General features: G+C 69.8%; 15 protein-coding genes. 7 read left to right on the top strand and 8 right to left on the bottom strand.

The window, feature by feature from the left end; all coding sequences use genetic code 11:
• Positions 1 to 2: 2 nt before the first annotated feature.
• Together ACYVMZ_RS29515 and ACYVMZ_RS29510 are read right to left on the bottom strand one after the other, a co-directional pair.
• Positions 3 to 644: a carbonic anhydrase gene (locus ACYVMZ_RS29515; RefSeq protein WP_461084993.1), complete on the bottom strand. Its 642-nt coding sequence runs from the start codon at positions 642 to 644 to the stop codon at positions 3 to 5.
• Between the two features lie 455 nt (positions 645 to 1,099).
• Complete coding sequence (locus tag ACYVMZ_RS29510) at positions 1,100 to 1,447, bottom strand: STAS domain-containing protein (RefSeq protein WP_461084991.1); 348 nt, start codon at positions 1,445 to 1,447, stop codon at positions 1,100 to 1,102.
• Positions 1,448 to 1,889: 442 nt separating this feature from the next.
• Between ACYVMZ_RS29510 and ACYVMZ_RS29505 the strand changes: the two genes are divergently transcribed.
• From ACYVMZ_RS29505 to ACYVMZ_RS29485, 5 genes are all read left to right on the top strand, one after another.
• On the top strand, positions 1,890 to 2,360 hold the full coding sequence (locus ACYVMZ_RS29505) for a MauE/DoxX family redox-associated membrane protein (RefSeq protein ID WP_461084989.1): 471 nt from the start codon (positions 1,890 to 1,892) through the stop codon (positions 2,358 to 2,360).
• Positions 2,357 to 3,970 carry a radical SAM protein gene (locus tag ACYVMZ_RS29500; RefSeq protein ID WP_461084987.1) on the top strand — a complete coding sequence of 538 codons (1,614 nt, stop codon included), beginning with the start codon at positions 2,357 to 2,359 and terminating at the stop codon, positions 3,968 to 3,970. The genes ACYVMZ_RS29505 and ACYVMZ_RS29500 overlap by 4 nt, the downstream gene beginning before the upstream one ends.
• Positions 3,967 to 4,767 (top strand): class I SAM-dependent methyltransferase, encoded by an 801-nt coding sequence (locus ACYVMZ_RS29495; protein WP_461084985.1) that lies wholly within the window; start codon positions 3,967 to 3,969, stop codon positions 4,765 to 4,767. Before ACYVMZ_RS29500 ends, ACYVMZ_RS29495 begins: the two co-directional genes overlap by 4 nt.
• A 111-nt stretch (positions 4,768 to 4,878) precedes the next feature.
• The gene (locus tag ACYVMZ_RS29490) at positions 4,879 to 5,364 is read left to right on the top strand and encodes a hypothetical protein (protein ID WP_461084983.1); all 486 of its coding nucleotides are present in this window, start codon (positions 4,879 to 4,881) and stop codon (positions 5,362 to 5,364) included.
• An 86-nt stretch (positions 5,365 to 5,450) separates the two neighbouring features.
• Positions 5,451 to 6,263, top strand: a complete 813-nt coding sequence (locus ACYVMZ_RS29485) for a Crp/Fnr family transcriptional regulator (RefSeq protein ID WP_461084981.1) — start codon at positions 5,451 to 5,453, stop codon at positions 6,261 to 6,263.
• A gap of 127 nt (positions 6,264 to 6,390) precedes the next feature.
• Here the strand turns inward: ACYVMZ_RS29485 and ACYVMZ_RS29480 are convergent, their stop codons facing one another.
• Positions 6,391 to 6,543 (bottom strand): hypothetical protein, encoded by a 153-nt coding sequence (locus ACYVMZ_RS29480; protein WP_461084979.1) that lies wholly within the window; start codon positions 6,541 to 6,543, stop codon positions 6,391 to 6,393.
• A gap of 99 nt (positions 6,544 to 6,642) precedes the next feature.
• Between ACYVMZ_RS29480 and ACYVMZ_RS29475 the strand changes: the two genes are divergently transcribed.
• Positions 6,643 to 7,050 carry a MerR family transcriptional regulator gene (locus tag ACYVMZ_RS29475; protein ID WP_461085164.1) on the top strand — a complete coding sequence of 136 codons (408 nt, stop codon included), beginning with the start codon at positions 6,643 to 6,645 and terminating at the stop codon, positions 7,048 to 7,050.
• 72 nt (positions 7,051 to 7,122) lie between these two features.
• Here the strand turns inward: ACYVMZ_RS29475 and ACYVMZ_RS29470 are convergent, their stop codons facing one another.
• A complete protein-coding gene (locus ACYVMZ_RS29470; RefSeq protein WP_461084977.1) occupies positions 7,123 to 8,148 on the bottom strand; it encodes a magnesium and cobalt transport protein CorA in 1,026 nt (341 codons plus the stop codon).
• A gap of 57 nt (positions 8,149 to 8,205) precedes the next feature.
• Here ACYVMZ_RS29470 and ACYVMZ_RS29465 point away from each other — a divergent pair, with 57 nt between their 5' ends.
• Positions 8,206 to 8,619 (top strand): ArsR/SmtB family transcription factor, encoded by a 414-nt coding sequence (locus tag ACYVMZ_RS29465; RefSeq protein WP_461084975.1) that lies wholly within the window; start codon positions 8,206 to 8,208, stop codon positions 8,617 to 8,619.
• 41 nt (positions 8,620 to 8,660) lie between these two features.
• On the opposite strand, the gene ACYVMZ_RS29460 is transcribed toward ACYVMZ_RS29465, so the two are convergent.
• From ACYVMZ_RS29460 to ACYVMZ_RS29445, 4 genes are all read right to left on the bottom strand, one after another.
• Positions 8,661 to 10,475, bottom strand: coding sequence for an AAA-associated domain-containing protein (locus ACYVMZ_RS29460; RefSeq protein WP_461084973.1), 1,815 nt, complete (start codon positions 10,473 to 10,475; stop codon positions 8,661 to 8,663).
• A 207-nt stretch (positions 10,476 to 10,682) separates the two neighbouring features.
• Positions 10,683 to 11,498, bottom strand: a complete 816-nt coding sequence (locus ACYVMZ_RS29455; RefSeq protein ID WP_461084971.1) for a phosphotransferase — start codon at positions 11,496 to 11,498, stop codon at positions 10,683 to 10,685.
• Between the two features lie 723 nt (positions 11,499 to 12,221).
• Positions 12,222 to 13,538, bottom strand: a complete 1,317-nt coding sequence (locus ACYVMZ_RS29450; RefSeq protein ID WP_461084969.1) for a discoidin domain-containing protein — start codon at positions 13,536 to 13,538, stop codon at positions 12,222 to 12,224.
• Positions 13,539 to 13,573: 35 nt separating this feature from the next.
• A complete protein-coding gene (locus tag ACYVMZ_RS29445) occupies positions 13,574 to 17,023 on the bottom strand; it encodes a hypothetical protein (RefSeq protein WP_461084967.1) in 3,450 nt (1,149 codons plus the stop codon).
• Positions 17,024 to 17,055 lie beyond the last annotated feature (32 nt).

The following is a 17,055-nucleotide window of genomic DNA, read 5'->3' as shown; positions in this document are numbered from 1 at the left end:
GGTCAGGATGCGGCGGGGACTGCCTCGTCGAGACCGCGGGACGCGACGAGCTGCGCGCTGCCGTCGGCCAGGCGGTAGCACAGGCCCACCACGGCGGCCTGGCCGGCGGACACCTTCTCGGCGAGTACCCGGGAGCGGTCCAGCAGCAGGTCGACGGTGTGCCGTATGTGCTCGGCGAGGATCTCCTCCGGCTCGACCCGTCCGGCGGCCCGCGCCGCCAGCACACTGGGAGTCACCCGCTCGACGACGTCCCGGACATACCCGGCTGGCGCCATGCCGTCCTCCAGCGCGGCGCACGCCGCGCCCACCGCGCCGCACGAGTCGTGACCGAGCACCACCACCAGCGGACAGCCCAGCACGCCCACGCCGTACTCGATGCTGCCCAGCACCTCCGCACCCACGACGTGGCCCGCGGTACGCACCACGAACAGATCGCCCAGGCCGCGGTCGAAGATGATCTCGGCGGCCAGGCGGGAGTCGGAACACCCGAACAGCACGGCGAAGGGCTGCTGGGCCGGTGCGATCTCGGCGCGGCGGGTGGCGTCCTGGTTCGGGTGCTCGGGAGTGCCCGCGACGAAGCGCTGGTTACCGGCCAGCAGCAGCTCGAAGGCTTCGGAGGGCGTCGGGGTCTGGATCTCGGTCATGGCCGCAGCCTACGAGCCGGCACCCGCCGTCGCACCGCCTGGTCCCGCCGGAACTCTCCGCGCCGGGCCACGCTGACGGCCTGGGCATCACCCCAAGGCGCCGGGCCAGAGCGGCCTCGACGCGGAACCTCAGCGCGCGGCGCAGCTGCCCCTCCCCGTACGGCCGACCGACTGCACGCACCGGACGCGACGCCCGGCCACCATGGTCCACAACCGTCCGCTCGTCCTCCACGCCCGCACAACGAGCGAGGCGCCGCTCACGCTGTCGGCCGAACGAGGGCCCACCATGCGGACTCGGGGGTCGGCGACATTGATCTTGATCCGGTAAGGGCGGCTCAGCGCCAGTCTTCGTTTGGACGTTCCTCACTGCACATGCTTCCGAGACCGCTCCATTTTCCATCCCCGAGGCCGGTTCAGAAGCAGAGCGCTGGCATGTCGGCTCCAGCATCAGATTCTCAGCCGCCGAACACCGCTTCTGCGTCGGTGACGGTGTCAAAGGCCCGCAGGACGTGATCCGCTCCGGTCATCTCAAGGACCCGCCGCAACGGCTCAGGCACACACGCCAGCACCAGCACCGCGCCGACTGCGTCCGCTTGCCGGCGCGCTCCGAGCAGCACATTCAGCCCGGCCGAGTCGCAGAACGACACCCCGGACAGCTCCAGCACGATGAAGCGCTCGGCCCGGACGATCAGCTCCTTGAACCGGGCACGGAACACCGGATCGGTCAGGTAGTCCATCTCGCCGCTGACCCTCGCCACCAAACAGCGGCCAGAGGTGATCGTCTCGACGGAGGGATCAGCCACAACGTTCTCCCAACCGTCTCACCAAGAGACAGCGCGGCGGAGTTCTTGTCCGGAGCCTAGCGATCCTCCAGCAAGGCCACGCAAGAACCGTATGCCTTCCCCTCATGACTGCCGCTCTCGTGTCAACGATCGGCCCGCTGCGTCAGCCCTGACGGGCTGACGCAGCGGCATAGTGACATCAAATCTCTCATCGACATTGATCATGTAGACGACCGGCGGGTGACTCCCGAACTCGTGTCGAAATGACGTCCACTGAAAGGGACACAGCCAAGCGCGCTCACCGATCGGCCGTAGCGTCGTGCGGTGGGAGACCGCGGTCGCCGCCTCCCTGTCGGCGGCCAGGGCGGAAGCCGAACGCCGGGCCGGCCGCCGGTGAACGCGGAGCGGGTTCGGTGAGCGCGCTTACAGTTCCCGGCGCTGCGGCGGCCGTAGCGTCGCGGGTGTGGTGCTACGACTCGTGCTCGGCACGATCTACACGGCGATGGGTATCGGCCAGCTCACCTCCCTCGACCGCATGCCCGGGATTCTGGCCGCCTATGGGCTGGTGGACGGCGCCGCCGCCGGCGTCCTGGCGGCCGGGCTGATCGTCGGCGAGCTGGTGTGCGGCCTGTGGTTTCTGACCCGCCCGCGGTCGACGGCGATCGCCCCGGTGTGGGCGTACACCGCGGTGTCCGTGGTGTGGAGCGCCCTGGCGGTGCAGGCGTACGTCCGCGGGCTGACGGTGGCCAACTGCGGCTGCTTCGGGGTCTACCTGACGCAGCGGCTCGGCTGGTTCGTCCTGCTGCAGGACGCGCTGACGCTGCTGTACGCGGGGCTGCTGCTGCGCGGCGCCCGCCGCACACCAATTGCGCGTGGTGACCACACCGGGGAGCGAGAACACGACAACGGCGAAGCGAAGGCGGAGACGCGATGACGGTGGACAACACGCCACGTCCGGCACCGGCGGCAGCGGGGGCGGCCGACCCGCCGCAGGCCAAGAAGGAACGGGACGAGGTCTTCATCGAGTTCACCAAGTCGATCTGCCCCCTGTGCAAGACGCCCATCGACGCCCAGGTCAACATCCGCGAGAGCAAGGTCTACTTGCGCAAACGCTGCCGCGAGCATGGCGAGTTCGAGGCCCTGGTGTACGGGGACGCCGAGGAGTACCTGGCCTCCGCCCGGTTCAACAAGCCGGGCACGATCCCGCTGGCCTTCCAGACCGAGGTGAAGGACGGCTGCCCGTCGGACTGCGGCCTGTGCCCGGAGCACAAGCAGCACGCCTGCCTGGGCATCATCGAGGTCAACACCGACTGCAACATGGACTGCCCCATCTGCTTCGCCGACTCCGGCCACCAGCCGGATGGCTACTCCATCACCCACGAGCAGTGCGAGCGGATGCTGGACGCGTTCGTGGCCTCCGAGGGCGAGGCGGAGGTGGTGATGTTCTCCGGCGGCGAGCCCACCATCCACAAGCACATCCTGGACTTCATCGACCTCGCCCAGGCCCGCCCGATCAAGAACGTGAACCTCAATACGAACGGCATCCGGCTCGCTTCCGACACACCGTTCGTCGCCGAGCTGGGCAAACGCAACCAGGTGCCGGGACGGTCGGTGAACATCTACCTGCAGTTCGACGGCTTCGACGAGCGCACCCACCGGGAGATCCGCGGCCGGGACCTGCGCACGTTCAAGCAGCGAGCGCTGGACAACTGCGCTGAGGCCGGCCTGACGGTGACGTTGGTCGCCGCCGTCGAGCGCGGCCTGAACGAGCACGAGCTTGGCGACATCATCGAGTACGGCATCGACCACCCGGCGGTGCGCTCCGTGGCCTTCCAGCCGGTCACCCACTCCGGCCGCCACGTCGCCTTCGACCCGCTGCAGCGGCTCACCAACCCCGACGTCATCAAACTGATCAACGCCCAGCGGCCCCAGTGGTTTCAGAAGGGCGACTTCTTCCCCGTCCCCTGCTGCTTCCCGACCTGCCGCTCCATCACCTACCTGCTGGTCGACGGCGAACCGGGCAACCGCACCGTCCTCCCGATCCCGCGGCTGCTCCAGGTCGAGGACTACCTCGACTACGTGGCCAACCGCGTCCTGCCCGACGCCGGCATCCGCGAAGCCCTGGAGAAACTCTGGTCTGCATCCGCGTTCATGGGCACGCAGACGACCCAGGAGAAGCTGCGCGCCACCGCCGAGGCACTGGACTGCGCGGACGCCTGCGGCATCGACCTGCCCGAGGCCGTGAAAGACCTGAACGACAAGGCATTCATGATCGTCGTGCAGGACTTCCAGGACCCCTACACCCTCAACGTCAAGCAGCTGATGAAGTGCTGCGTAGAGGAGATCACCCCCGACGGCCGCCTGATCCCGTTCTGCGCGTACAACTCCGTCGGCTACCGCGAACAGGTCCGCGAGCAGATGTCCGGCGTGCCCGTCGCCCCGGTCGCACCCAACGCCCTGCCACTCGCCGACCGCCTCACCGCGACGCCGTACGGGTCGAAGACCGCGAGCACCGCCACCGCAGAAGCGGAGTCCCCGTCATGACCCAGCCCCCAACCGGCGAGGAGCTGAAGGCGTGCTGCGCCGCCGCGTACTCCGCCGACATCGTGACCCTGCTGCTCGGCGACTCCTACCACCCCGGCGGCACCGCCCTCACCCGTCGCCTCGCCGACGCCCTCTCCCTCGCACCGGGCGCACGGGTCCTCGACGTCGCCTCCGGACGCGGCACCACGGCCCTGCTCATGGCCGACGCCTACGGCGCCGAGGTCGACGGGGTGGACTACTCAGCCGCCAACACCGCCCTCGCCCAAGGCGCCGCCCAGGCCGCAGGACTCGCCGACACCGCGCGCTTCACCACCGGCGACGCCGAGCACCTGCCCTACGCGGACGGCATCTTCGACGCGGTGATGTGCGAGTGCGCCCTGTGCACCTTCCCCGACAAGCAGCGCGCCGCCGCCGAGTTCGCCCGCGTGCTGAAGCCCGGCGGCCGAGTCGGCATCACCGACGTCACCGTCGACCCTGCCCGGCTCCCGTCCGAGCTCACCGGCCTCGCCGCTCACATCGCCTGCATCGCCGATGCCCGGCCACTAGCCGCATACGCAGACCTCCTCACCACGGCGGGCCTGCGCACGCTGCGCACCGAACGTCACGACGGGGCGATGCTGCGGATGATCGACCAGATCGAGGCACGGCTCCAGCTGCTGCGCATGACCGCGCCGGCCAAGCTCACCGCCGCGGGCGTCGACCTCGACGCCGCCCCCACGGTCCTGGGCGCGGCCCGCACGGCGGTCGCGGACGGTGTCCTCGGCTACGCCCTGCTGATCGCTGAGAAATCCCCCTGACGGCCGCACCGTCTACCCGCCGGTACGTAAGCGCCCTCACATTCCCGCACCCGTCACCCGCCCTAGCGTCAGCACCAGAGCAGGCTTCCCATCCAGGAGAGGACTTCCGTCATGGCAACCACTGTGCACGTCTCCCCACGCACCGCCGTCGTCCCCCTCTACGCGGTCTACGGCGCCGCCGCCGGTGTGGTCGGCGGCATCGGGATGGGCATCTGGATGTCGATCTCCCGGCCGATGATGGACACCGCGATGATCACCATGGTCGCCGGTCTCCTCGGCTCCACCAACGCCTTCGCCGGCTGGCTGATCCACCTGGCCATCGCCGTCTTCGCCGGCACCGGCTTCGGCGTGCTGCTCGGCCAGTACGCCCAGAAGATGGCGCCCGCGGTGATCCTCGGACTGGTCTACGCCGCCGTGTGGTGGACCGTCGGCGCGCTGTGGATCATGCCCGCCAACATGGGCATGCCGGTCTTCGAATGGAACGACGTCACCAGCTCCAGCCTCGGCGCCCACCTGGTCTACGGACTCCTGGCCGGCCTGGCCTTCTCCTGCATCGCACAGGTGACGGGCAAGCGGACGGGCCCGGCCCGAGGATGACACCAACACCACCCGCGTCAACGCCCGGCGCCGGCACGCCCCGGCCGGGGGCCACCGAGCGTCGCGGCGCCGCAGACCTGGGGGTGATGCCCTACTGTCTGGCTGAGGGCGCCGACGCGCTGGCCAGCCCGGTGTGGGGCGCCGCACCCCCGCCCTGGGCCCCGGGGCGACGCGAGGAGACCAACCGCATGACCGAGCCCGCCGACGAGGAGCGCACCTGGTGCATCTCCGAGGTCGACATCTTCCGCGACCTCTCGGAGGCGGAGATGGACGCCATCGCCGCCGCGGCCCCCATGAAGACCTACGCCGCCGGGGAGATCCTGCACTCCCCGCAGCAGCCCAGCGAGGTGCTGTTCATCCTCAAACGCGGCCGGGTGCGCATCTTCCGGGTCTCCGCCGACGGCCGCGCCCTGACCACCGCGATCATCAGCCCCGGCACGATCTTCGGCGAGATGGCGCTGCTCGGCCAGCGCATGTACGACAACTTCGCCGAGGCCCTCGACGACGTCACCGTCTGCGTGATGAGCCGCGCCGACGTCCACCGCTTCCTGCTGTCTGACGCGCGGATCGCCGCCCGGATCACCGAGATCCTCGGCCGCCGCCTCGCCGACCTCGAACAGCGCCTGTCCGACAGCGTCTTCAAGTCCGTGCCCCAGCGCATCGCCACTACGCTGACCACGCTCGCCAGCCGGGCAGACACCCCGGCGGGCAAGCTCCGGCCCGGCACCCGTCACCCGCAGATCACCCTCACCCACGAACAGCTTGCCGCGCTCGCCGGGACCTCGCGGGAAACCACCACCAAGGTCCTGCACGAGTTCGCCGACCGCGGCCTGCTCCGCCTGGCCCGGGGCCGCGTCACCGTCCTGGATCCCGCCCGCCTGCTCGACGAAGCCGGATAACCCCCACGGCGCGACGAAGGTGCTCCTGACACTGGCACGGCTCAGGGCGAGCCACGCCCCGGTGGTACGGGGAGACCACCGGGGCGGGTTGCCAGGATCGTAGCGGCGCGCTGCCCCTGCCGGATCGCTACGACGCGGTCTTCTTGACCATGGTCTTGCCGCAGCAGCACGTCGGGCTCAGCTGGCCCGTGCACGTCGGCGGCGCGGCCTTGGTCACCGTCAGCTCACAGCCGCACGCCGGATCGGGGCAGCGGTAGACCTCACCTTCGCGGAACGGCATGGCGATCACCTCACTCGTCGCGGCCTCGCCGTACCCCTGCGACGCTAGAACCTGGCCCCCGGGGCAAGGTCAACCATGGGAGGGAAGGAGGTTGTGGCCATGGCATTCTCGGGACTGACGATCGGGCAGGCCGCCAAGGCCGCCGGGGTCACGCGCAGGGCGGTGCGGGTATACGAAGCCAGGGGACTGCTGCCCGCCGCTGAGCGAACTGGTGCCGGCTATCGGCTCTACGCCGAGCGTGACATCGAGCGCCTGGCCTTCATTCGCCGGGCCCGTGCCCTGGGCCTGCACGTGGACGGCATCCGCGAGGTCCTCGCCATCTGTGACGGCGGCACTCAGCCGTGCGGCACGGTCCGCGCCCTGCTCGACGCGCGGATCGCCGAAATCGATGCCACCGTCGCCGAACTCCTCGCTCTGCGCAAGACTCTCACCGACATCCGTCAGCGAGCTGACGCCCGGGCAGAAGGCGAACCTGCCACCGTCTGCGCGATCATCGAGGGCTTGTAGGACGGGTCGGTCCCGCGGTCACCAAGATCTTCAACTGCGGTGCAGGTGGGCCCCTGCCACCTGCGGGATCATCTACAGCCATTCCTTGCCGTGGAAGACCCGGTAGACCAGGGCGACCACGCCGACGGTGGTGAGCAGGACCATGGGGTAGCCGAGGTACCAGCGCAGTTCGGGCATGTGGTCGAAGTTCATGCCGTAGACGCCGAACACGGCGATGGGTACGGCGATCATGGCGGCGATGGCGCTGATGCGGCGCATGTCGTGGTTCTGCTGGACGCCGGTCCGGGCGAGAGCCAGTTCCAGGGCGGTGTCTACCAGGTCGGTCAGGGTGGTGAGGCGTTCGGCTGCCTGGGTGAGGTGGTCGTGGACGTCCCGGAAGTACGCCGCTACCTCCTTGTCGACTCCCGGCACGCGGCGTTCGGCGAGGTCACGCAAGGGGAGGCCGAGGGGGAGGATCGTGCGCCTGAGTTCGACGAGTTCGCGTTTGAGCTGGTAGATGCGGCCGATCTCGCGGGTGTTGTCGGGTGAGAAGGCGTCGGTCTGGACCTCGTCGGCGTCCGTTTCGAGGGCATCGAGGACGTCGAGGTACTGGTCGACGACGGTGTCGGTGATGGCGTGCAGGACGGCGGTGAGGCCGTGGGCGAGCAGTTCGGGTTCGGCCTCCAGTTGGCGGCGGACGCCGGTGAGCTGCGGGGAGGGGCCGTGGCGGACGACGACGATGAAGTCGGCGCCGATGAAGGCCATGATCTCGCCGGTGGCGATGACGTCCGTGGTCGGGGTGAGCTGTTCGTGTTCGACGTAGACGGCGCTTCGCATGGCGACGAAGAAGGTGTTGTCGTAGCGCTCCAGTTTGGGGCGCTGGTGGGCGTGGAGTGCGTCCTCGACGGCCAGTGGGTGCAGGGCGAAGGCGCGGGCGACGGCCTGGAGTTGGTCCTCGGTGGGTTCGTGCAGGCCGATCCAGATGAAGCTGCCGGGAGTGGTGCGGGCGGTGTCCAGGGCGTGGTCGAGGGGGAGGTGGCCGGGGCGGCGGCGTCCGTATTCGTACAGGGCGCAGTCGACCACGGAGGACGGGTGCTGTGGCGTGGTGCGGTCCGTCATGTCGGCTCCTGACGACGGGCACGTGCTACAGGGTGAACGGCCCGTTACCATATTTGCATGGATGTGCAAACTCTGTCGTGGGATTCGGACGCCGCCGATCGGGCGGTGGCGGTGCTGAAGGCGGTGGCCGATTCCTCCCGGTATCGGCTGCTGTGGGCGCTCAGCCGCGAGGAGCTGCCGGTGAGCAGGCTCGCTGAGATCCTGGGCGCGCATGTTGCCGCGACCTCGCAGCACCTGGCGAAACTGCGTGCCGCCGGTCTGGTGACCTCCCGGCGTGAGGGGACGCGCATCTACTACCGGGCCGGTCAGCGGGTGCGGGGGCTGTTGGAGGAGGCTTCGCTGGTCGCGGACGCCGCCGAGAGCAGCGATGGCCACGGTGGCGCAGCCCCGCAGACCGTGGCGACAGCTGCCCAGGAACAGCCCGTACCAGCCGCCCGTGTGCGCAGGGCGCGCCCGGCGACCGCCCAGTAGGGGGCGGCACGCCGACTGAGCACGCCCTGCCTCCGCTCACCTCAGCCGGTGGTAGCGGAGGTGTCCTCGTCGAGGCGGTATTCCTGCGGGCCGGCGTCGTAGGAGAACAGCTCGGCGTAGCGGCCCCAGTCGGTGGCGGTCTCCAGCTGCTGGTCGACCTGTTCGCTGGTGTAGTGGTGGGCGAGCAGGTCGCGGAAGAGGCCGGCACCCTGGGTGTGGTCGGCCTGCTGGCGGAGGCTGTTGGTGATCAGTTTGATCAGCGGGACGTCCAGGGCCGCGGTGGCGAAGAGGGTCTTGGACTCCTGCACGTCGGCGCCGGCGAAGGCGGCTCCTGTGTCGGTGAGCAGCAGGTCGTTCTCGCTGACCTTGGCCAGGCCGAGCAGTTCGAGGGCGTCGACCAGGGGCAGGACGTCGTCGACGTCCAGGCCGAGGTCGTCGGCGAGTTCCACCAGGTCGCATTGGCCGCTTTGGTGGGCGACCATCTCCGCGAGTCCTGAGAGGCTGTCGACGCTGGCGGTGGGCAGCGGGGTGTTGGCGACGGTGCGCTTGTCCAGCTGGACCGTCTCGGTGCGGCCGGGCAGGCGGGTTTCCTTGGGGCGGCCGGTCATCACGGCGTAGACGCGGTCGATGAGGTCGGCGAATGCGGCGGAGTCGCGGTCGCGCGGGCGGTCCAGGCCTACCTCGATGGTCTTGCGGATGGTGCCGTAGGGGCGGGAGTCCAGGACGACGATGCGGTCGGCCATGAGGACGGCTTCTTCGATGTTGTGGGTGACCAGGACGACCGCGCGGGTGGGGAACTGGCCGGACTCCCACAGCTCCATCAGCTCGCCGCGCAGGTTCTCCGCGGTGAGCACGTCGAGGGCGGAGAACGGCTCGTCCATCATCAGCACGTCCGGCTCGACGACCAGGGCGCGGGCGAAGCCGACGCGCTGGCGCATGCCGCCGGACAGTTCCTTGGGGTAGGCGGACTCGAAGCCGTCCAGGCCGATCAGGTCGATGGCCTTGAGGGCCGCCTCGGCGCGTTCGGCGGCAGGCACGCCGCGGGCCTCCAGGCCGAGTTCGACGTTCTGGAGCACGGTCAGCCAGGGCAGCAGTGCGAAGGTCTGGAAGACCATCGCCGTGCCGGGGTTGGCGCCGGTCAGCGGGGTGCCGCGGTAGGCGATGGTGCCGGAGCTGGCCGGGATCAGTCCCGCGAGGCAGCGCAGCAGGGTCGACTTGCCCGAGCCGGACTTGCCCAGCAGGGCGACGATCTCGCCGGCCCGCACCTTCAGGTCGATGCCGGCCAGGACGGGCAGTTCGCCGTCGGCGCCGGCGTAGGACTTGGTGACGCCGGTGGCTTCGAGGAGGATCTCGCCGTCGGCGGCGCGCGGCAGCACAGCCGGAGCAGTGGTGGTGGTCTTCTTGCGCAAGACGTCGGCGAGGACCGATCGCGCGGGGCCGACCGCGCCGACCAGCGCGGCACCCGCGTTGCTGCCGGCGCTGTCGGCCACCGAGGACGCCGCACCGAGCCGGGCGTTCGTGCCCTGCAACTGGTGGGGCTCGACGAGGACCGGCAGGAGGCTGATCGCGGCGGCGTCGTGCACTACCTGGGCCGCCCCGAGCGCGAGCACGACCACGTACAGCTGGACGACGGTGAGCTCGTTGGCGAGGGCGTCGGCCGGAATGGTGATCAGGGCAGCGGCTGCAGCCAGGTCCGACGCGATCAGCTGAGGGCGCTTCGCGTAACGGTCCGACATGGCACCGGCCCACAGCGCGACCGCGTTCGGAAGCCGGCCGAGGAACGCGAGCACGGCGACCTCGGTGGTGGACGCGCGCAGCTCCAGGATGGCGAGAGCGGGGATCGCGATAGTGCTCACCGCCGATCCGGACAGGCTCGCGGCGTCGCTGCCGAGCAGATACCGGAAGGGCCGACTCGCCCATGCCGTCCTGCCTGGCGGCTGCGGGGTAGCCGTCACCCTGTCTCACCCCCGGGCCTTTGCTCGGGGCCGACGACGTTGGCGTACAGGCGGCGGGCGGTGAAGTGGCGCAGGACCATGACGTGGGAGATGCTTCGGTAACATCACTCATGGGCGGTCCTCCCGCATCAGCCGGTCCAGGGTCCGGCGGCCCCGGGCGGTGACGTCAGGGTCGTTGTTGTCCGGGCCCCAGGCCAGGCAGTTGACGGCATCCAGCGCGATCAGGCAGCGCAGCGCGAGCCGTTCGGCGTTGGTGAGCGGTCTTCCGTACCCCTGGAGGAAGGCGTGCTCGCGGTCGGGGTGGTCGAGCCACTCGGTCGCGGCGAGGATGACGAGGTCCTGCACGAGGGCGGCTGGGCGGGTCCGCTCGTAGTCGATGAGGGCGAGCTGTCGGATGGGGCGGGACCACATCCAGTTCCGGGGCTGGTTGTCGCCGTGGATGAAGCCGACGGGCACCCGGTCGACACGGCGGAGCCGGTCGGCGTGGTCGCGGACTAGCTGCCGCTCCGGTTCGGTGAGCCGGTCACCGGCCCGGGCGAGGTGCTTCTCCACGCCGTCGGCCGCCAAGCTGAGGGCAGCTTCGGCCTCGATACGGTCCGGGCCCTTGAGCTCACCGGCCTGGTAGAGGCGTGCGAGGAGCGTGCCGGCCTGCCGGTACGCGGCCCGCTGTTCGGCCGCACTCAGGTTGATGGTCGGCACCGGGTGGCCCGGGACCGCGGTGAGCAGCAGCGCGAGATCCTCCGCCCGGCTGTCGAGGAGCTGAGGTGCCCGGCCCTGGCCGAGGGCGGGTACGACATGGCGGTAGGCCCGGTTGTGGACGGGGTTTCTCGCTGACCGTTGACCGCCCTGGGGCTGAGTTGTTCGAGCGGGGGCCGGGAACAGACATCTGCCACGGAAGGGCTGTACAGCGGCGGTAGCTGTCATGAGGCCACGCTGGCAGTGGGGGCGAAGCGGAGGCAGGCGCGGACCTTTCGTCCTGGCGGTTGTAGCGAGGCCGGCGTCGGCCGTCAGGTTTTTCAGCCGGGGTCGGTCCCGGGACCATGGGGCGCCCCCGTGAGGTGAACCGTCCGTGTTGGTGCCGGGAGGCGGGGGCTTGCCGGGAAGCAGCCAGCTAGTGCCCAGGCCGTGGCGAGCAGTCCCGTGCCGGTGAGCGAGGCTCCTGCGGTACGGCGAACAGGGTGCGTCGGCTCAATGGCACACCGACGAGATGGTTATGCCGGTGATTGTCATCCCTCCCCGCTGCCGCTGCCGTCGCACGGCCCTGACCGTAATGTCGCCCAGCGAGTGACCGATCATGGGTAGTTGGGCAATAAAAAGCCCGTAGCTGGGCTATCGCCATATGTTCTGCCGTACGCGAGTACAGGGTGATGCGGACTATGCGCCGGTGGCGGTCACCGGCGCTGGTTCGGCGACGAGGTGGGCATCGCGTGGCAGTGGGAGGTAGAACGGGCTGCCGGGACTTGCCTTGATGTCGTGGTCAGTGCCGCCGGGGGCCGGAGGTTGATGCCGAAGTCGGGCCGGTGGAGCCGAAGACCATGCCTTCCCGGCCGATGCGGATGATCCGCGGCTCCTTGCTTCCCACCGTGATCGGTTCGGCGGCGTCCGGGCGCTGCGCTGAACGGCTGTGGGGTTGACGTCGGTGCCGGCCTATTCCTGCTGGGATACGTCGTCTACGCGGGCGAGGTTTGCGGTGGTGCCACCGTTCATGGTCACGGGTACGGCGAAGACGGCGGATGCCTGGGTGATCCGCATGGCCTCCGGTTTGGGCCGGACCTCGAAGGACCGGATGGCGACACGCTCCAATTGGGAGAAGAATTTGAGTTGGAGATAGCGGGCGCGCACCGGCGAAAATGGTGGCCGTGTGTAGTGAACCTCCCGAACGACATCGCGGAACGGCGCCACTTGCATGAATTGTTCGCCATCCAGGGAGTAGTTCAGGTGGAAGGTCCCGACAGTGGAGTGGTCGCCGTCCGGCGTGCCGAAGTAGATGTCCACGTGTTCGATCGGCTGCTCCGTGCCGAGGTCGACGACTACCCATTTTGTTGAATCGGGGCGCGTGGCACTCAGGTAGTAGGTCTCGAGGTCTGCGTCGAACATGAGGTCGGTGGTGTGGTCGTCGGCGACACCGAGCATCGTGCTGGCGGTCCGCAGAAGGTGGGGCATCACGAGTTCGCCGTGCACGGTGAGGTGCCGGACTTCGAGGTCGGGCCGGTTGACGGTGACATAGGTATTGATGGTGCGTTCGGCTGTTCCGGTGCCGTGTTGGATGCGGCCGCGGAGGTAGAACATGGTGTTGCGGCGGATGTCCTGGACGGGGAAGGTGCTGTAGTTGGTGACGTCGATTTCGGTGTTCTCGTAGAGCAGGGTGTAGGTGGCGCCTTCGGAGCGTTGCCAGGTGAGGGTGACGGGGTCGCCGTTCTCGATGTAGGCGGAGTGGGGTTTGAGGTCGCGCAGGTAGAACCCGGGTGGGAATTTGCCGATGGACAGGGTCTGCTGTTCGGTGCGCCAGTTGTTGGTGCCGGGGGTGCGCCATTTGAGTTCGATGATGACGGGGGCGGTGCCGACCTGGCGGTTGATGCGCAGCCGGTTGAGCTGGAGGGTGATGCCTTGTTCGGGGGTGAGTGTGGCGTGGCCGGTGTTGGGTGTGAACAGGATCCGTTCGTTCGCGGGGTCGGGGGTGCCGGTCCAGCCGGGGAGGTTGATGGAGGTCTGCGCGCCGGTGAGGTCAAGAGCCAGTTGCCAGGCTTCCGTGCCAAGGGGCACGTATACGGAGATCTCGTTGGTCTCGATGGGGGTGGGGGCGATGCGGCTGCCGACGATAATCAGGTCACCGGTCTCGACGGTGCCGGCCGGGCTGACGGTGAGCGGGTCGGGAACGGTGGTGAGGGAGTACTGGAGCTGGTTGCCGAAGTCGGCGGCCGTCTCGGGGTCCGAGGCGGCGGTGGTCTGGGTGACGATGCCCATGCGTGTGGTGGCCTTTCGCGGTGAGGTGAGTGGGTTCAGCGGGTGGCGTCGGCGGCGTCGTTCAGGACGAGGAAGCCGGACCGGATTTCGGGGTCGCCCAGGGGCAGGTCGCCGGGGTCAGGGACGGTGACGGGCAGGGTGCGCCAGGCGCCGGTGGTGCCGGTGGGTTCGGTCCAGGTCCAGGTGCCGGTGGCGGTGGCCGGGTGGGGCATGACGGCGGTGCGGGGGTCGGGGGTGGTGGGGGCGAGGAGGGGGCCGGTGCGGAAGCAGACGGCCATGCGCGCCAGGGCTTGGGCGGTGTACTGCTGGGGGACGTGGACCGAGGAGACGGGGAGGATGTCGGTGGTGGCGTGGACGGCGGCGCGCGGGTCGGTCAGGAGGGTGACGGTGGCGGTGCTGGTCCCTTCGAAGGCGAGTTTGAAGCGGTCGCCGGTGCCGATGGGGCGCAGGTAGCCGCCGTGGTTCCCGGTCGGCTCGGTGATGGTCTCCAGGTGGGTGTATTCCTCGTTCAGGACGTAGGCGAGCAGGCCGTCTTGGGTGTTGGTGGTCTGGCCGAGGCGTACGGTCCAGTCCCAGGCGGGTAGCTGGGCGGGGTGGTTTTCGGGGTCGAGGACCTCGTTCCAGCCGATGGAGGTGCGGGCCGGTCCGCACATCTGCAGGTCGAGACGGGCGCGGACCAGGGCGAGGGGGCGGCCGAGGAGGAAGGCGAGGCTTTCGTCGTCGGCGCCGTCGGGGTCAATGGTGGTCAGGGCGTCATCGATGGTGGCGCGGACCGCGTCAAAGCGGGCCGGGCCGCCGGCGGCGATGGCGGCCAGCAGGCGGTGGGTGTGCGGGGAGGCTTGCTCGAGCTGGGCGAGGGTGGTGATGGGTGAGCCGGGCAGCGGGGCCCACACGACCTGCTTGTTGCTGTCTGTGCCCATGACGGTGCGCAGTTCGCCCCAGGGGTGGCCTGCGGGGTCGTAGACGGCGAGGGTTTTGTCGAGGCGGTTGGGCAGGATCCACGAGCACACCGGGTTGCCGCCGGGGGTCAGGTCGGTGTCCTCGTCGGCGGTGGCGTCAAGGAAGTCGAAGCCGAGGCGGCCGGGCTGCAGGAGCCGGGGGGACAGTTCGACGAACCGGTGCGTGTCGGAGGACTCCACCGGGTGGTCGGGAATCATCGACGTCGGGCGGCACGGCTTGAAGTGGCGTGCGGAGTCGGGCTCAACGAGGTTGACGGCGCGGCCGAAGCGGTCCACGACGGCGAGCTGGGTGAAGGCGAGCTGGCCTGCGCGCAGTTCGTAGAAGGGCGAGGAGGTGACCTCCGGGGGGCGGCCGGGCCAGGTGAAGGAGACGGTGCCTGGGCGGGGCGGGTACTGGTCGGCGTGTTCGATCAGGCCGGTCAGGGGCCCGGTGGGGGTGAGGGTGGCGCGTGGGTCGCGCTGGTCGAGGTAGGCGGACAGTCCGTCCAGGCGCTGGGAGAGGACGTCGAGGTTGCGGGTGTCTTCCCGCAGGGCCGTGAGGTCGGGCAGGTCGGTGCGGCCGGCGGCGTGGGCGGCGAGTTTGCCGTCCAGGTCGTGGCCGGCGGTCGGGGCGAGGATCTGGCGGCCGGTGATCACGAACGGATCGGAGGTCGGTCCGCGGCCCTGCCAGCGGTAGCGGTGGCCGTCGAACGCCCAGTGCTCTTCGGTGTCGTCGCGGTAGGTGATGGCGGTGTAGTCGACCGCCCATTGCAGGAACAGCGGCTGCCATGGCTGGCGCCACGGCTCGGTGCCGTACTCCGGCAGCGCGCCTGTCGCCCCGCCCAGGTCGATGTCCTCGTGGCGGGCGCGGTCCAGGAGGAAGAACTCCGTCAGCAGCGCGCGCGTCTCGGCGGGCAGCGGGGCGGCGGTGTTGACCTTGTTGACCTCGGCGGTGACGGAGGCGGCGGTCAGGGAGCCGACGGCGGTGACGAGCCGGTCGGGGGTGCGGCACGGCAGGTGGGAGCCGCGGGTCATCGGGGCGTGCAGGTGCGTGCCTTGCAGGAGGAGGACGGGGTCGGCGGGGTTTTCGTGCGGCGCCTTGGGGACGCGCTTGAGGACACGGCCTGTGCGCAGTTCCTGGTCGGTGGCGTATGTGGCGGCCTTTTCCTCCAGTTCCTCGGGGGTGGTCGCCCAGGGAACCTGTCGGCGCAGGTCGGCGACGTGCTTGCTCAAGGCGTCCGTACGCCCGGCCGCACCGTCAGGGTAGGCGGGGTCAAGTTCGTCTTCGATCCGGCCTTCGAAGTCCGGTGGCAGCCTCTCGGCCTGGGCCAGGGCCCACAGCACGTAGAGATATTGCTGAGCGGCGGCCAGGTCCTGCTCGGCCGCATCGAGCTCGGCCTGGGCGCGGTTGAGTTCGGCCAGGACCTGCTCCTCGGCAAAACGCTCGGCGGCCGACTGTGAAGGGGCGTCGTCGTCGGAGCGTTCGGTGTGGTCGGCGAGGTGCCAGGTGTAGCCGGCGGGAGCGGGGCCGAATCCGGAGCGGTGAGCGGCTTCTTCGGTGAGTTCGTCGCCGTCGGTGCGGTCCAGGGTGTCCAGGGTGCCCAGGGCGAACGCTTTCACCAGGCGGGATTCGTCCCTGGACAGGGAGCCGGGGCCGGCGGCTTCCTCGACGAGGCCGGACATGGCCTCGGCGGTGGAATTGCCGATCGCCACCGCCACCGCGTCGGGATCGGGGACGTCCGAGGGCGGGACGGGACCGTCGGGCTGCCAGTCGATACCCAGCACACTGCCGGTGTACAGGGATCGCCTGGTGTTGCTGGTGGCGGCGGGCGCGAGCCATTCGAGTTCGTCGAGCAGATCGGCCAGGCTTCCGCCGGGGCGACGGCGGGTGAGGATGTCGCTGTCTTCGTCGGTATACCAGCCGGTGACGTGGTAGCTGAGCCGGTCAGCGCCGGTGACGTCGCCGAGGGTGTCGTGGAGGGAGAAGACGTTCTCGTTGTAGGGCTGGAAGACCGAGAACGTCAGCAGCCCGGGTCCCAGTGCGGTCAGGAACGGGGTGGGGGCGTCCTCGGGTTCGCGCCAGGGCGTGTCCGGGGTGAGGGCGTGGCGGCGGCCGATCTTCGTGGCGGTCGGGGTGCCGGCGTGGGGGTCGAGGTAGGAGACGGTCCCGGTGGTCATGCCGAGGTGGTCGCTTTCCACGATCCAGGCCCGTACCGCCTTCGAGGCGGCCTGGTGGCGCACGACCAGCCACCGGTTGGGGACCAGCGGGAAGTCCTCCACCCCCCGCTCGGGGTCGTGCCGGCCGCGGGTGAGGGCTTCGGGCAGCTGCCACTGCACGTACACCCCACGGCGCTCGGCGGTGCCGGGCCATTCGTCGATCTGGAACGGCTGCGGCTCCGGCGGCATGCTGTGGCCGGTGGTGAGGGTGAAGTCGGCGTGCCAGCGGTGGAAGACGAAGGTGCCGTCGGTGCTCTGGGTCCGGGTGTTGACCGCGAGCGCGGCCACCTCGACCGGGACCACCAGGGCGTTGCTGCTGCGAGAGGACATGGGTGCGGATCCTTTGGACGGCCGGAGTGGTG

The organism is Streptomyces deserti (assembly GCF_054782695.1).
Note: the sequence above shows the minus strand (reverse complement) of the source record. Positions and strands in the feature narration are given on the sequence as shown.

Excerpts from the sequence above, each read along its gene's own strand:
- ACYVMZ_RS29515 (WP_461084993.1), bottom strand. The coding sequence starts at position 644 with ATGACCGAGATCCAGACCCCGACGCCCTCCGAAGCCTTCGAGCTGCTG.
- ACYVMZ_RS29500 (WP_461084987.1), top strand. The coding sequence starts at position 2,357 with ATGACGGTGGACAACACGCCACGTCCGGCACCGGCGGCAGCGGGGGCG.
- ACYVMZ_RS29495 (WP_461084985.1), top strand. The coding sequence starts at position 3,967 with ATGACCCAGCCCCCAACCGGCGAGGAGCTGAAGGCGTGCTGCGCCGCC.
- ACYVMZ_RS29490 (WP_461084983.1), top strand. The coding sequence starts at position 4,879 with ATGGCAACCACTGTGCACGTCTCCCCACGCACCGCCGTCGTCCCCCTC.
- ACYVMZ_RS29485 (WP_461084981.1), top strand. The coding sequence starts at position 5,451 with ATGCCCTACTGTCTGGCTGAGGGCGCCGACGCGCTGGCCAGCCCGGTG.
- ACYVMZ_RS29480 (WP_461084979.1), bottom strand. The coding sequence starts at position 6,543 with ATGCCGTTCCGCGAAGGTGAGGTCTACCGCTGCCCCGATCCGGCGTGC.
- ACYVMZ_RS29475 (WP_461085164.1), top strand. The coding sequence starts at position 6,643 with ATGGCATTCTCGGGACTGACGATCGGGCAGGCCGCCAAGGCCGCCGGG.
- ACYVMZ_RS29470 (WP_461084977.1), bottom strand. The coding sequence starts at position 8,148 with ATGACGGACCGCACCACGCCACAGCACCCGTCCTCCGTGGTCGACTGC.
- ACYVMZ_RS29465 (WP_461084975.1), top strand. The coding sequence starts at position 8,206 with ATGGATGTGCAAACTCTGTCGTGGGATTCGGACGCCGCCGATCGGGCG.
- ACYVMZ_RS29455 (WP_461084971.1), bottom strand. The coding sequence starts at position 11,498 with ATGACAGCTACCGCCGCTGTACAGCCCTTCCGTGGCAGATGTCTGTTC.
- ACYVMZ_RS29450 (WP_461084969.1), bottom strand. The coding sequence starts at position 13,538 with ATGGGCATCGTCACCCAGACCACCGCCGCCTCGGACCCCGAGACGGCC.
- ACYVMZ_RS29445 (WP_461084967.1), bottom strand. The coding sequence starts at position 17,023 with ATGTCCTCTCGCAGCAGCAACGCCCTGGTGGTCCCGGTCGAGGTGGCC.